This is a genomic window from Weissella muntiaci (assembly GCF_008107635.1).
Classification (GTDB): Bacteria; Bacillota; Bacilli; order Lactobacillales; family Lactobacillaceae; genus Weissella; species Weissella muntiaci.
Genome location: NZ_SDGZ01000015.1, coordinates 86,181 through 102,263, shown reverse-complemented (window position 1 = coordinate 102,263; position 16,083 = coordinate 86,181). Strand labels below are relative to the sequence as shown.

Genomic DNA, 16,083 nt, shown 5'->3' with positions numbered 1-16,083 from the left:
ACTAACCTTAGGAAAGGGGGTGACGCTAACTTATGTTGGGACATAAGGAAAATAAAAATTGTTTTAAGAGCACAATAACCAGTAATTCAGGAGAGAAGGAAAGAGTTATGAAAAAGACACTAATTTATACGTTATCAGCAAGTGCGCTAACAGCTTTAACGATGGGCGGTTTGCTGGTTGTAAACGCCAACGCGGCGTCCGTTGGCGTTGCGAAGTCCGATGCCAAGGTCGCGTTTACAACGCCAACGACCCCGTTGACCCCACTTGATCCAGGAACTGGGACCAATCCAGTTACTCCAAGTACACCCGGTGATACAAACACACCGGGCACAGTTGCAGATGGACAAGGTTTGAGTTTGGACTATGTACCAAATCTTAATTTTGGGACTCACGTTGTACCAACGGCAACAACGACTTATTCAGCTTGGAATTTGACGGATGGTACAAATCCATTGCCACTATACATGCAGGTTTCAGACTATCGGGCTGCTAACACAGGTTGGTCTGTGTCAGTTAAGGAGGAAGGTAATTTTACTTCTGCTTCAGGTAGCGCTTTAGCAGGTAATACTTTGACTTTAGGAAACAGTGCTAATGCGGTAGTCAACGCGCATAACATTGCAGCCGATTTACCTTCAACAGGAATTGTTGTTAATACAGCCGAGCAAGTTGTTTTTGCGGCAAGTGCTAACAAAGGGCTTGGCTCAAATCTTTTAGACTTCGGCGGTACAACGGCCAATACAGCTAAAGATCCAGATAATTCGGCCCAAACAGTTGATCCAGCAGTAACTTTAAATGTGCTTGGCGGATCAGCAACAGGAACAGGTTACTCAACGACTTTGGACTGGACCTTGTATAACGCTCCAGCGATGGGGTAATCATTTTTCACAAAAAGGGGTTTACTAATCGTTGATCAGGAATACTTTTGTAAAATAATTTTAAGGGAGAAATCATGAAGTGGCGATATAAACTAAAATGGCTGAGTCTCGGTTTGATTTTACTATTCAGCTTAGCTAATAACGTTCAGAAAGCATCTGCCAATGCAGGTGCCGGAATGAGTGCGAATGGTGTGATTAGTTACTCGGTTAGCCCAGTTCTGCCAAGTAATCAGGCTCGTGGTGATGTTAGTTATTTTGATCTTCTGATGGATCCTGGGCAAACTCAAACCGTACAGGTTAATATGAATAATGCTGGTAGTAAGACTGCTAAGATCGAAGTTTCGGTAGTCAGCGCCAAGACAAATGTCAACGGCATTGTGCAATATACGCCTAATAAAATCAAAGCAGATCAGTCTTTGAAATATAATCTCGAGAATTTGGTTAGTGCGCCGAAGATTGTGACGCTTGCGCCTGGAGCTAGTACAACGATTGATGTAAATGTTGCTATGCCAAATGTTGCTTTGAGTGGTCAAATTGCGGGTGCGCTTAATTTTAAGCAATTGGATCAAGCGAAAACGACGGATGGTAAAGGGTTTGCTGTTAATAATGCCTATCAATACGCGGTAGCATTGCTAATGCAACAAAACACAACGACCTTGGCGCCGTCGTTGCATTTGCATAAGGTCTCGGCAACGCAACTGAATAATCGAAATGTGATTACAGCTAACTTGCAAAATTCACGGGCGGGCTATTTGAATAATATGTCAGTCCATGCAAATGTTACTGGTAAAACGGTTAAAGGTGTACATTATCATTTGGATAAGGCGATGATGCAGATGGCCCCAAATACGAATTTTGATTTACCGATTCCGGTTAGTAATCAAGGTTCCTTGAACCAAGGACAGTATTCAAAACCATTGCAAGCAGGTAAGTACCACCTTACTATGACTGTGTATGGACAAAAAGATTCAAATGGTAAATATATGGACACGGTTGCAGGTAAGCAAGTGCATTACGATTATAGATGGACCTTTGCACGTGATTTTACAGTTTCTGCTAAACATGCTGGTGACTTAAATAAGCGGGATGTGACAATTAATCATCAGAATAATTGGTGGTGGATTATATTGGTACTTGTCTTGATTTTATTGTGGTGGTTCTTTATTATTTGGAAGCGTCGCAAAAAGGATCAAGATGAGGAGGTTCCTACGCAAGATTAGGTGCCAAATTTCAATAAACGATGTATGATAAGTTGGATGATTTTCGAATGAGAATCATTCAATTTTTGTGTTTTGAGAAATTAATCAGTAGAGAGTCGAGAGAGAAGATTGATTAGAAAAATAAGCGCAGTGATATTATTGGTGCTGGGGTTAGGATTAATCCTGTATTCGCAGTTAGGTAATTTAGTAACAGCTCATGAGCAGAATGCTTATAGTGTAAATCGACAGACTGCCAGCAACTATGCCAAAAATAACCGAAAAAAAGGCAATTTTGATTATGCCAGTGTAAAACCAGCAACAGCTGAAGATATTGCTAAGAAGGCTTTTGATAATAAAGCCTATCCAGCGGTTGGTGGTATCTCAATTCCGGCCTTGAAATTGAATTTGCCGATTTTTAAAGGGGTTGGCTATGAGGAGATGATGTTTGGCGCCGGTACGATGAAAGCTGATCAAGTGATGGGGCAGGGTAATTATGCGTTAGCTAGCCATAATGTCTTTGATGATAATAATCAATCGGATGGCAAGAAATTGTTTAGTCCGTTGATCAAAGCCAAGGTGGGTCAGACGATTTATTTAACCGATAAGCAATCTGTCTATGTATATAAGGTAACTTCGATTGATACCGTTAGTCAGTATAGTGTGGATGTGGTTGACGATGTTCCGGGTGAGAATCGAGTGACTTTGATTACTTGTTTGGACTTGGCGGCAACTAAGCGGATTATTGTTGTAGGCGAATTGAACCAGGTTGAAAAGTATGATAATCATTCGGCACAATATTTTGTGAATAAATAACTAGAAAAGTGGTGTTGATATTTTGAAGGGAACTTCTAAAATATCGGCATCGCTTTTTTAATCTTGGAATTACTTGTATTGTGGAATCTTTTTTTGAGAATCATTAAGGAGCATTGTTTATTAATGCCATGTTGTATTGAATGAATATCTACTAAGGTTGTGGATTGGGGATGAATTTGTGGTGTTTACTAACCTAGAATTAGATCTAACTTCAATGATATTAGGTGCCTTATGATTTTTAAAAATCTATATAGTGGATTTATTGAAAATGTAGGTGTGAACTTTAGCATTTTTTAAATTTTGAACTTTATTTTAATGAATTATTCAGCGCAAAGCCTTGTTTTAAAGGGGTTTGCGCTTTTTATGTTGATAGGGACTGATTATAAAACTGATAAGTGAATTTTCAGTATCAAAACAATACTTAAATCTTGGTTTTTTAATGACAAAATTAGTCAACGTGCTATAATTTAATTAATTCTATACATATCATATTGAATGTATCAATAGGTCTATAGGAATGAGTGAGAGGAAGAAAAACAATGAGTGATGAGAGAATTTTAGAGATCATGGAGCAAATGCATCCACAGAGATCTAGTAAAAATACTCACTTTCGAGCATGGAAATCTGGGAAAAGATGGCTATATGCTTCATCGCTAGTATTACTAGCTGGTGGGGCTTATGAAACTCTACAAGTTCCGCAAGCCTATGCTGATAGTGCAGTAGTGACCGCCGTAGGCACAACAACGCCTACGTCGGGAGCAAGTAGTGGTGGAAGTTCACAGAGTGCTGTATCGAGCACCTCTGCTAGTAGCTCCACAGTGGCTACTTCAACGTCAACAACGAGCACGAGTGCTCAGTCAACATCAACGACAAGTAGCGTAACGAGTTCAAGCGCAACATCAACGACCAGCAGCGTGACAAGTCCAAGTGCTACATCAAGCACCTCATCTGCGAGTGTTGTTGCATCAAGCAACATTGCTCAAAGTAGTGCCTTACCAGGAAATGGAACAGTTTCAGCATCATACGAGGCTGATACCACCACAACTGGTCGTGAGACCTTCACGGTTACAGGTGACACTAATGAGGCCAATACGACGCAACCTGTTACAGGAACTTTAGTTGATACTACAACTGGAACGACTGTCGCATCAGCCTCGTCGACAGCACAAGTTAACGCTCAAGGGCTTGCTCAAGGTAGCTTGCTTTTTAGTTATGCTTCGTCGGCCGTAAAGTCAGGTGACATGTTGCAAGCAAATATGCTGTTTGGTGATCCAACGCCAGCAGCGACTTCAACAACTGCTAATCAGACATCCTTGAGCGTTGCATCAGCACCTGATACAACTTCATCGATTATCTCGGCAGGGTCGACAGTCGGCAATTCAACCGCTGTAACTATTGCAGCACCAACGGTTATTACTAATGAGGCTTCAGCGGCAGCCGCCGCGGCACAATCGAATGCTTATGCCTATGTTACGACTTGGTCAGGCTTGGCATCGGCTTATACAAATCAACAAATCCAATTTATTCAGATTGGATCAAATATTTCGGCGGCCTCAAATGCAACTGCATCTGACTTTGGTGTTCGTGGAACTAGCGTCATCATTGATGGTGGTGGCTATACCGTTAATATGGGTAATACCCAATTCCTATTGGGTGGTTCAACTAACAATGCTGGCGCTGTAACTCTGCCAGGTGCATCGTATGGGCCAATGACGAACGGTGCTTACAACTCACAAGTTGGAATCACAGCTTCGGCAATGGCTTCATCATATAGTTCAGCCTATAGTCTTGCTTCATCAATGATTCGAGCAAGTTATGGTACAACTGGTGCGGCTTCGATGGCGAGCTATAACTCGCAGATTGCCCTAGTTAATAGCTTGGCGTCTTACGAATTTATCGCGCCAACTTCTGTTGGCGCAACATTCGTGTTGAATAATGGAACTTTCTTAGCAGCTAACAACTATGCATACAATACGGGAAATGCAGCCAATGGTGATGCGTTGATTGCAGCCGTTGGTAACGGTACTGCAAATGCGATGTATGGAACTGGGCGTTATGGATTCTGGGATGTTCAGGTTGGAAACTTAACACTCGATGGAACCAACGATGCTAATAACAACACCCAAGCAACACGGCTTGTTGATAACGAGGATGGCGGTTTAACGCTGTTCGGTAACGTCAATGTAACGGCCCGTGCTGGAATTGGTGTTGTTGGTGCTGTTAACATCGTTAACAATGCTCAAATCAACTATACTCAAGCTTCTCAAAATCAAAATCGACCAGTCTTTGATTTCCAAGGGAATGGCTGGCAACAGTATGCTTGGCAAAATACAAGTAACAAGCCAGTTGATGCAACCGCAAAGTACAACCAAAGCTTCAATGTTGGTGATGGTGCGATTGTTAACTTGAATGGTTACTATAACAATGCCAATTACACTTATAACGACGCAATTGGTGGCGCTTATAAGAACATTGCGATGGGTAATAACGTTACATGGAATCAATCAGGGTATCAACACTTCTTTGATACAACTGACGTAACATCAACACCTGGCTTCTCTTCAACTTGGCAAAACCGAAATGATTACAATGGTCTTGCTAGTGGGAATTGGGCGGGCATCACGGCTGATCCAAACAATAACAATAATGGTCCAACAAAGGTTGCCGCACGTAGCTTCAACTTTGGCCAGAACTTCACGCTTAATTTGACGAATAGTCAAACTAACGGTGGATCAATTCGTTTGCAAGGTGATGCGATTGCCAACTTTGCACCTGGTGCCACATTGAATATTCAAACGGCTCAATATAACAGCCAGGCAATTACCCTTCAATCTTCTTGGGGTAATGGAGCCATCATGAACATTAATTCACCAAAGTTGGTGACTTTGGTGGACGGTCAGGCCAATAACTCTAATACTGGTGGACCAGTTATTAATGTGGATGGAAATTCACGTTTCAATGTAACGAATGGTGCAATCCAATCTTGGACAAATGGTAATTCGACTAGTAATCAGGCTAATGGAACCTACTCAGGTACCTTCACGACCTTGACTTACTATAATAACGGTACAACCCAAGTGGCTGGTGGCACAGCTACAAGCAATGTCCTTGGTTATGGATACCGTGCTTTGACAATTGCTGCTGTTCCAGTTGGTTCAATTACCTATACTTACACAGACAACAATGGATCAAACTTGGCAAGCTATACCGTTGATTACAATGCTAATTCAAGTATGGCAAGTTCTTACCAAGCCTTGGCTAATTCAGCCGCTTCAGGTGCAGATCCGAACTCGATTGCTTCATATAACAGCTACTCATTGGCTGCTTCAAGTTACGCAGCTCAGGCTAGTTCATTAGCAGCTGGAGCGTTACCAAATTCTTTGGCAACTTATAGCGACACAGCAGTAAGTGATTTGGCAACTGCCTCCTCACTTGCAATGCAATACACAACCTTGGCCAGCAGTGCCGCATCGTTGGCAAGTAGTCTTGGCTCAACGAATGCTTCTTATGCTAGTGCCTCAAGTGTAGCCGCTAGTTATGCATCATTGGCTAACCAAGTTGCCACTTATACTCAAGCTGCTTCATTGGCATACGGTTATCAGAATTTAGCAATCTCAGAAGGATCAACCGCCGCAAGTTATGCTAGTGATAGTGCCTCGGCAAGTAGTTATGCTGCTAAGGCGGCTTCACAGTCGGCAGTTTATATGTCACTTTACTCAAGTGCTTCAACAGCTGGTAACGCAACTGCGATGGCTTCTTATGGTAGCTTAGTGGCACTTGTTTCGGCTTATCAAGGTAACTTGACCTCAGCCGCAACCTTTACCAGCCTTGCAGCTAACTTCCCACAGAATGCTTATCAAAGTTATGTCTCGATGGCATCAAGCGCCTCAGTAGTGGCATCAACACTGGCACAAGGTTCGCAGTTGGCATCTTGCTTAGCTTATTCAGCTTCAGCGGCTAGTTATACGGCTAATGTTAATCAAGAGAATTCGGCCTATTACACGGGAATTGCTAAGTCGAACACTGATACGATGAGTTCAGTTGCGACAGTCTTGACAACCGCAACTGATCCGGTTACTGGCTCGGCTAATTCACTTTATGTTGGCTCATTCGCTAATCTGTCATCAGCGTATGAAGATGCTTATAACTCAGCAGTTACGAACTCATCAGCGGCTTCATCAAGCTTTAGTTACTACATGAGTTTGGCTTCTAGCGCATCATCTGTCGCTGTGGCAGAAGGTAGCTATGCTGCAAATTATGCTAGTGATTCGGCTTCGGCGGTTAGTTATTATAACCAAGCCACGAACGATCCACAGTATTTGGCATATAGTACAGCTGCTTCAAGTTACTTTGCGATTATCAATACCGCTTCGGGTACGGATCAATCGAGTTTGGCGGCTTCATATTATGCGCAAGCAGCGTCAGAGGGATCAGCAGCGCCTTCGTATTATGCCGATTTGCAGACGGCTTCAAATTACGTTCTAGCAGTAGCATCGATTGCATCAATGGTAACAACCTTTGTACAAGCTAGTTCAAATGCGGTTTTGAATACGGCAATTGCTCAATCAGCAAACACAATTAATCCATATTTGTCTGACAGTGCATCAGCCTCGTACTACACAAGTCTGGCAGCAACACTCGGTTCAGCTGGCTTAACGTCTTATGCGCAATCCGAAACGGCTAATCAGACATCTGCATCAACGCAAGCCTCGCAAGAATCAACGTCAGCTAGTCAATACTCAAATGCAGTCATTGCAGATAATGCGCAGGTTTCAGCTGATTCGACAACTGTTAGCCAGGCGAGTTCAGCCGTTAACTTCCAAACTCAACTGTTGAATGCAATTGCGGCAGCTGGTAACACGCCAACGGCTGCTGATACGGCAACGTTGACAGTTTATCAAAATAGTTTGGCAGCTGCTCAAGCTGCTTTGACGGCCGCACAAGCACAACAAGCATCAGATACAGCCTCATACACGTACTGGTCAACTTCAGCTGCCAGTGATTCAACGGCTGCGTTGAGCTATAGCACTGCAGCATCAAGTTACAGTGTTGCAGCCGTTTCAGCTGGACAAGCCTTTACAACTTATTCAGCAGCCGTTTCACAAGAAGTTCGTTACAGCGCCCGCGCTGCAGCCCTTGGTTCTGCAAGTTCAGCCGTTACAAGTTATTCAACAGCCGCTTCATTAGCATCAACTAATGCACAAAATATGGCTAATAATGGTTTGTCATCGTATGCCTCATATGTTGTGTTGGCTAGCTCGGCTGCCGCTAACGAATACTTGGCTGGTCAAACAATCAACTTGATGACTTCACAATTTGCCGTGTCTTATATGCCAAGTAATTATATGTGGGCTGTCGGTAGTGAAGTTGCTTCAGGTGGTACGCAAGCATCCTTTGCAGTTGTACCAATTGCTGGAAAGAACAGTAGTTATACGGTTTATGTATATGGTGCTCCTGAAAGTGTTACGTATCGGTATATTGATGCCTTAACTGGAACAGTTGTGCCAACTGATTCAGTCACGACTGCTGGATCAGAGGCGGCTGGAACTTCATTGGCACCCGCTAATTACAATAACCAGATTTATTTCAATAATTCGTACTACATGGCAAATAATATGCCAAGTGGTTATGTTTATAACTCATTGGTTAATGTGAATAATGCTTTGAACAAGGCAACGACTGTCGGCACGAATGCGGCAAGCAATAGTGTTGATATCTATGTTCAGGGTTACACTTTGAACACGATGCAAGTTGAGACTTCAATGTTTGAAAGTGAAGTTGCAAATCTGAACAGTCTTGCCGGTGTGAACTTTAGCTCACAAGCTGCTTCAGCCGCCGCGGCAACGAATAGTTATGCTGCAACAGTTGCAAGTCAGGTTTCGGCGTTGAACTCAATTGCTTCAGCTTACCCAACCTTGGCCGCCCAAGCCAACAGTGCACTAGCGGTAGCTAATAGTGCTGTAACGCAGATTACAACTGATTCTGGCTTGATCGGGGTTTACCAACAGCAAGCAATATCTGCTCAGATGAACTTGACGACTGATTACGCGTTGGTACAGTTGGCCTCATCAGCTGCCGCAGCAGCAACCGCGCCCGCAGTTGCGTCAAGCTATGTAACCTTGGCAAATTCATATGCCAATGATGCGATGGTTGCTTACTCAACTGCTTCATTAGCAGCGGATCAAGCGAAGGCCTATCTAAATAACATTGCCCTTGCAACATCTGATGCAACCATGCAGGACGTTCACACAGCTGCAATGTCAGCAGGTTCAGCTTTGGCTGATTTGCAGTCGAATATGACCTTTGCAATTCCAAATGCTTTGCAAACAGCGAGCTCCGCTGTTAGTGCAACGAATGATGCAGTTTATACTGCTTCAGTTGCATCAAGTGTGGCCGCCAGTCTACTGGCATCTGATCCAAGTAATGTGGCCTTGCAGAGTACAGCAAGTGCTGCCAGCACAGCCGCAAGTACAGCGTCGAGCTTACAAGTTGCCGTGGTTGCGGCTAGTTCAACAACCGCTTCCGACGCGGCTAACGTTACAAAGTTGCAGACGGTTGTTACCAGCGCAACTTCAGCCGCTAGTTCGGCTTATAAGTTGGCAACTTCAGAATCAGTTGCTGCTAGCACAGCTGCTTCATTAGCAGCATCTTATACTGTGGCGGGTAACGCCTCGAGTGCCGCTGCTGAGCGGACGATTGCTGCTTCACAAAGTACTGCTTTCAAGTCTGATAGTGCTGTGGCTGTTTCGGCTAACTCGACTGCCGCATCGGCAGGTACTGCGATGACTTCGGCTGTAACCGATACAATTAATGCTGCAAACTCAGCTTCGGCCTTGGCAACTTCAGCCGCAGTCGCTGCTGCATCAGGAACTGATGCAATGAGTGCTGCCCTTATCTTGACGGGTCAGTCGCTATCAAATCTACCAAATAATTCAGTTGCTGCTAGTGTTGTTGCCTCAGCACTTTCAAGCGCCGCAAGTTCAGCATCAACCGCTGCTTCAATTGCTTCATCAAATGCTAGTGTTGCTTCGTCAACGACCGCATCTGTATTAGCGCTTGGTAGTGAATATGCTACAAACAAGCCACTGATTGCTGCGAATTCAACGGCAAGCAGTGCTGAAATTGTGGTTAGTTCGGCCGCAAGTGATGCTTCTAGTGCCGCCAAGGCAATGGAGACTGACTTATCAGCTGGCGACATTACTGACGCACAATTGCAAAACTCAATCTTGGCATCAGCAACTTCAGTTGCAAATTCGGTAGCTTTGATTGCTAGTTCAGCTGCGTCAGTTGCTGCAAGTATGGCGACTGCCCAACAAAATGCTACGACAACCGTAACAGTCTTTGCCCCTGCAAGAGTAATCGCGACTGGTAATCAATTCGTCTATGTACCAGTGATGGTCAGCAAGGATGTTATTGACGCGGGCTCAAATACTCCAGCAACGGCAACCTTGTACGCTGTGGCAGCTAATGGAACAACCAAGGCAATTGGCACTGTTAAGGGCATGATCTCCGTTGACAACAATGGTTACGGTCTTACAACTTTGAGCTTTAATGTTAACGGAACTGGTCTGAACGGATATAGCCTCTATGCAGATGTTTCTGTCGCTGACCCAATCACTGGTGGAGGTCCTGGTTCTGGGATGATTAAGGTTGGTGGAATCGGTTTGGATGCCTTTGGCACAACTGATCCGCAGGTTTATGCTACAACCACTAGGGTTGGTCAAGCCGTAACGTTGCCAAACTTTAATGCAACCGATCCAGTGACGGAGACAACGCCACCGGCAACCGGACCAAATGCGGTGACGATTAAAGTTACTGCTGCACCAAGTGCTGATGCTGCATTAGTTGGAACATCGGTTACACCTGGTACGAGCTTCACGCCAACTCAGGCTGGAACTTATGTCATTACCTACCAATTCATTGCGCAAAATGATGTGACGGCGAACTACGCTACAACAGCGACTTTGACGATTACGGTTGCTCCTGATGCAGTAACTGAGGCAACTGTGTTAACATCTCAGGCCGTATCGGACGCTAGTGCTGCAAGTTCATACGCTTCAATTGCAACATCAGACAACACAAAGACTTCAGGATTTGCTTCGAGCTTCCCAGCTGATTCGACAATTGCTTCTGATGCAGTTGTTACTAGCAATGCTCAAATCCTTGCAAGTAAAGCCGCTAGCCTAGCATCATCTGATGCCAGTGTAGCAGTGAGTGCTTCAAATGCACTTGCAAAAGATATTGCTGCTGGTAATAGCGCCGCCGCTGCGCAAGATATTGTGAATGCTTCAAATGCGGTCAGTGATGCAGCAATTCAATTGAATAGTGCTAGTTCGGCTGCGGCTGACGCCAGCTCTGCTGCTAGTGAGGCACAACTTGAGGCGATTAGCTTGATGGGTGCCGGTCCAGTTGCAGCTAGTTCGAAGGATCGTGCTAGTTCAGCTGCCGTGATTACTGATAGCTTGGCTTCTAAGTATCCATCAAATAGTGAGATTGCGAGCGATAATACGATCGCTCAATCAGCTGCGATTGCTGCTTCAAGCTATGCTGCTGATGCAAACTCATATCTTGCCTCAGGCAACACTGACTCTGCTGTTAGTGCCGCTAATGCAGCAAGTAATGAAGCTGATATTGCAGTCAGTGCCGCAACTGATGCTCAGAGTGTTGCAAGTAGTCTTACTAATAGCGGTAAGCCATCAAATGATGCAGCAAGTAATGCTGCTGACGAAGCCGACGCTGCTGCTAAGATTGCTAGTCAAGCTGCGGTTGTGACATCAAACTTGGCTTCACAATATCCAACTAATTCAAGTATTGCTGCCGACAACGTGATCGCTAAGTCTGCCTCAGTCGCCGCCTCAAATGACGCGATTGCCGCTAACTCAGACGCGGTTGCTGCAAGTAACTTCTTAGCTGCTGGTAACTTGGCAAGTGCGAATAGTGCGACTGTTCAAGCACAAAGTGAAGCTGCCGATGCGGCGGCTCAAGCTGCTAAGGCCACGAGTGCTCAGAATGACGCGCAGGGAGTTGCGGACAGTCTAGCTGGAACGCCAGGTGCAACACCAAGTGATAATTCAGCCGCAGATTTGGCTGCTTCAACTGCTGCTGACGCTTCAACGACTGCAAGTAACGCCGCCGGAGTGACTGAGAGCTTGGTAACACAATATCCAACTAACTCAGCAATTGCTTCGGACAACGTAGTTGCCCAGTCGGCAAGTACCGCTGCTGCTAAGGATGCAACTGATGCTGCCTCTGATGCGACTGCCGCTGCTTCTTACTACAAGGACGGAAACGTTGCTTCAGGAAACAGTGCGACTGCTCAGGCACAAACGGAAGCGAATTCCGCTGCTAGTGAAGCTGTGATTGCTCAAAGTGCTGCCAATGATGCCTTGAGTGTGGCAGATAGTATCTCAACGAGTGTCGCTGCTAAGAATGCGGCCGCAAGTAATGCCGCTGACGAAGCCAACGCTGCCGCTAAGATCGCTAGTCAAGCTGCAGTTGTGACATCGAACTTGGCTTCACAATACCCAACTAACTCAAGTATCGCTGCTGACAACGTGATCGCTAAGTCTGCCTCAGTCGCCGCCTCAAATGACGCGATTGCCGCTAACTCAGACGCTGTTGCCGCAAGTAACTTCTTAGCTGCTGGTAACTTAGCAAGTGCGAATAGCGCGACTGTTCAAGCGCAAAGTGAAGCTGCTGATGCGGCGGCTCAAGCTGCTAAGGCCACTAGTGCTCAGAATGACGCGCAAGGAGTTGCGGACAGCCTAGCTGGAACGCCAGGTGCAACGCCAAGTGATAATTCAGCCGCAGATTTGGCTGCTTCAACTGCTGCTGACGCTTCAACGACTGCAAGTAACGCCGCCGGAGTGACTGAGAGCTTGGTAACGCAATATCCAACTAACTCAGCAATTGCTTCGGACAACGTAGTTGCCCAGTCGGCAAGTACCGCTGCTGCTAAGGATGCAAATGATGCCGCCTCTGATGCGACCGCCGCTGCTTCTTATTACAAGGACGGAAACGTTGCTTCAGGAAACAGTGCGACTGCTCAGGCACAAACGGAAGCGAACTCCGCTGCTAGTGAAGCTGTGCTTGCCCAAAGTGCTGCCAATGATGCCTTGAGTGTGGCAGATAGTATCTCAACGAGTGTCGCTGCTAAGAACGCGGCCGCAAGTAATGCCGCTGACGAAGCCAACGCTGCCGCTAAGATTGCTAGTCAAGCCGCGGTTGTGACATCGAACTTGGCTTCACAATACCCAACTAACTCAAGTATCGCTGCTGACAACGTGATTGCTAAGTCTGCCTCAGTCGCTGCCTCAAATGACGCGATTGCGGCCAACTCAGACGCGGTTGCCGCAAGTAACTTCTTAGCTGCTGGTAACTTAGCAAGTGCGAATAGCGCGACTGCCCAAGCACAAAGTGAAGCTGCCGATGCAGCTGCTCAAGCTGCTAAGGCCACTAGTGCTCAGAATGACGCGCAAGGAGTTGCGGATAGCCTAGCTGGAAAGCCTGGTGCAACGCCAAGTAATAATTCAGCCGCCGATTTGGCTGCTTCAACTGCCGCCGATGCTTCAACGACTGCAAGCAACGCCGCCGGAGTAACTGAGAGCTTGGTAACGCAATACCCAACTAACTCAGAAATTGCTTCGGACAACGTAGTTGCCCAGTCAGCAAGTACCGCTGCTGCTAAGGATGCGACCGATGCTGCCTCTGATGCGACGGCCGCTGCTTCTTACTACAAGGACGGAAACGTCGCTTCAGGAAACAGTGCGACTGCTCAGGCACAAAAGGAAGCTGATTCTGCTGCTAGTGAAGCTGTGATTGCTCAAAGTGCCGCCAATGATGCCTTGAGCGTGGCGGATAGTATCTCAACGAGTGTCGCTGCTAAGAATGCGGCCGCAAGTAATGCTGCTGACGAAGCCGATGCTGCCGCTAAGATTGCTAGTCAAGCCGCGGTTGTGACGTCGAACTTGGCTTCACAATATCCAACTAACTCAAGCATTGCTTCCGACAACGTGATCGCTAAGTCTGCCTCAGTCGCCGCCTCAAATGACGCGATTGCGGCTAACTCAGATGCGGTTGCTGCAAGTAACTTCTTAGCTGCTGGTAACTTGGCAAGTGCGAATAGCGCAACTGCCCAAGCGCAAAGTGAAGCTGCTGATGCGGCGGCTCAAGCTGCTAAGGCCACTAGTGCTCAGAATGATGCGCAAGGAGTTGCGGATAGCCTAGCTGGAACGCCTGGTGCAACACCAAGTGATAATTCAGCCGCCGATTTGGCTGCTTCAACTGCTGCCGATGCTTCAACGACTGCAAGTAACGCCGCCGGAGTGACTGAGAGCTTGGTAACGCAATACCCAACTAACTCAGCAATTGCTTCGGACAACGTAGTTGCCCAGTCAGCAAGTACCGCTGCTGCTAAGGATGCAACTGATGCCGCCTCTGATGCGACCGCCGCTGCTTCTTATTACAAGGACGGAAACGTTGCTTCAGGAAACAGTGCAACTGCTCAGGCACAAACGGAAGCTAATTCAGCCGCTAGTGAAGCAATTAAGGCGCAAAGTGCTGCTAATGATGCGTTGAGCGTTGCGGATAGTCTCGTTAAGGATGGAGCCACTTCATCAAACAATGGTGGAACAACGGATCCAAATAACGGAGGAACCACGACAACAGATCCGAATGACAGTTACACGCCATCAAGCAACGCTGCTGCAAGCACTGCTGCGAATGAGGCCAGCCAAGCTGCTAAGATTGCGAGTGGCGCTGCCATTGTTACTTCAAGCCTAGCTAAGCAATATCCAAGCAACTCACAAATTGCTTCAGATAATGTGATTGCTCAGTCAGCGAGTGTTGCTGCTAACTCTGATGCGGTCGCCGCCGCTTCTGATGCAAAGGCTGCCAGCGATTTCCTTGCTGCTGGTAATTTGGCAAGTGCTAATAGTGCAACTGCTAAAGCACAGAGTGAAGCTGCTGACGCTGCTACACAAGCTGCTAAAGCGGCTAGCGCTGAAAATGATGCTCAGAGTGTTGCGGATAGTCTGGCTGGAAAGTCGGGAGCAACAGCAAGTAATAGTTCTGTAGCTGACTTGCTCGCTACGACAGCTTCAGAGGATGCACGAAATGCTTCAACCGCTGCTGATGTAACGGCTAGCCTAGTATCACAATATCCAGATAATTCACAAATTGCTTCGGATAATGTGATCGCTCAATCAGCAAATGCCGCTGCTAATCAAGCTGCTGCAGAAGCCGCAGCTGATGCAAAGGCTGCCGCTGATTATTACAAGAACGGGAACACTACCTTAGGTGATAGTGCGACTGCCAAGGCTCAAGTAGAGGCAAACCTGGCCGCTACAGAAGCCGCTAAAGCACAGAGTGCTGCAAATGATGCACTAAGTGTTGCAAGTAGCATTGCAAACAGTAATATCTCAATGGGTGCATCGGGTAATGGTGGTGCAATGGATAATAGTAATGTTTCAAATAACGTCGTAACTAGTGAAGGTGCTAGTCAAAATGTAGCTAACTCGACAACGAGTGCAACGGTTGCAAATTTGAGCACGGGAGCTGGTAAAGCGACTCTTCAAAGTGGCTTTGCCGCTGTGCTTCCTGCTACAGGAACAACTGATGATGCCGAAAGTGCTGAGATTGCGGCTGCTGGGGCAGCTTTGCTCTCACTAGCTTTGGCTCTTGGTTATGAAAAGCGTCGTGAAAATTAGTTTTATTCAAAGTAGCTAGTACTTTGAATATAGAGATACTTTATTGAAAAATAGAGTACCTCTAGCTATCGGTTTTTAAAGTAAGAGCCGATAGCTAGGGGTACTGTATCTAGCGATTAGCTTTTGACATCTTTCGAAATGACAATATAGATACAGAGTCCTGAATGTTTGCCATAAGTTCAATGTGATGGAGATTATTTGGCTGGGAAGCTGGAGCATCCTCTATATGGAAATGTGAACTTACGCTTAGCCTAATTTGTCTTGATTGAGAAAGGGTGGATTTGAATAGCGAGGGTCACCTCGATGAAGGCAATCGGATTGAGTTGCATGCTTGATGTAATTAAGGGTTGATGGTTCATAAGATTTTCCTCGGTAATGAAAAATTTTAAATATATGAGTAGGAGTAGAATATTTATTTTACGGTAACGATAAGATGAATATCAGAACAAAATGTCAAAATTCAGAGAAATTTTTTCAAATTTTAGAGAT

At 45.9% G+C, this 16,083-nt stretch carries 5 protein-coding genes; all 5 read left to right on the top strand.

Features of this window, described 5'->3' with window-relative positions; all coding sequences use genetic code 11:
* Positions 1 to 107 precede the first annotated feature (107 nt).
* The 5 genes from ESZ50_RS06700 to ESZ50_RS06680 all read left to right on the top strand — a co-directional run bounded on the left by ESZ50_RS06700 (position 108) and on the right by ESZ50_RS06680 (position 15,594).
* Positions 108 to 875: a WxL domain-containing protein gene (locus tag ESZ50_RS06700; RefSeq protein WP_187387571.1), complete on the top strand. Its 768-nt coding sequence runs from the start codon at positions 108 to 110 to the stop codon at positions 873 to 875.
* Positions 876 to 949: 74 nt separating this feature from the next.
* Positions 950 to 2,095 (top strand): WxLIP family cell surface protein, encoded by a 1,146-nt coding sequence (locus tag ESZ50_RS06695; RefSeq protein WP_222860796.1) that lies wholly within the window; start codon positions 950 to 952, stop codon positions 2,093 to 2,095.
* A 108-nt stretch (positions 2,096 to 2,203) separates the two neighbouring features.
* The gene (locus ESZ50_RS06690) at positions 2,204 to 2,887 is read left to right on the top strand and encodes a class A sortase (protein ID WP_148622796.1); all 684 of its coding nucleotides are present in this window, start codon (positions 2,204 to 2,206) and stop codon (positions 2,885 to 2,887) included.
* Positions 2,888 to 3,023: 136 nt separating this feature from the next.
* Positions 3,024 to 3,122, top strand: a complete 99-nt coding sequence (locus ESZ50_RS11975) for a hypothetical protein (RefSeq protein WP_148622795.1) — start codon at positions 3,024 to 3,026, stop codon at positions 3,120 to 3,122.
* A 304-nt stretch (positions 3,123 to 3,426) separates the two neighbouring features.
* Entirely contained in the window at positions 3,427 to 15,594 is a 12,168-nt protein-coding gene (locus ESZ50_RS06680; protein ID WP_148622794.1) for a KxYKxGKxW signal peptide domain-containing protein, read from the top strand.
* The last annotated feature ends 489 nt before the right edge of the window (positions 15,595 to 16,083 follow it).

Coding starts and splice junctions, on each gene's coding strand:
- ESZ50_RS06700 (WP_187387571.1), top strand. CDS start 108: ATGAAAAAGACACTAATTTATACGTTATCAGCAAGTGCGCTAACAGCT.
- ESZ50_RS06695 (WP_222860796.1), top strand. CDS start 950: ATGAAGTGGCGATATAAACTAAAATGGCTGAGTCTCGGTTTGATTTTA.
- ESZ50_RS06680 (WP_148622794.1), top strand. CDS start 3,427: ATGAGTGATGAGAGAATTTTAGAGATCATGGAGCAAATGCATCCACAG.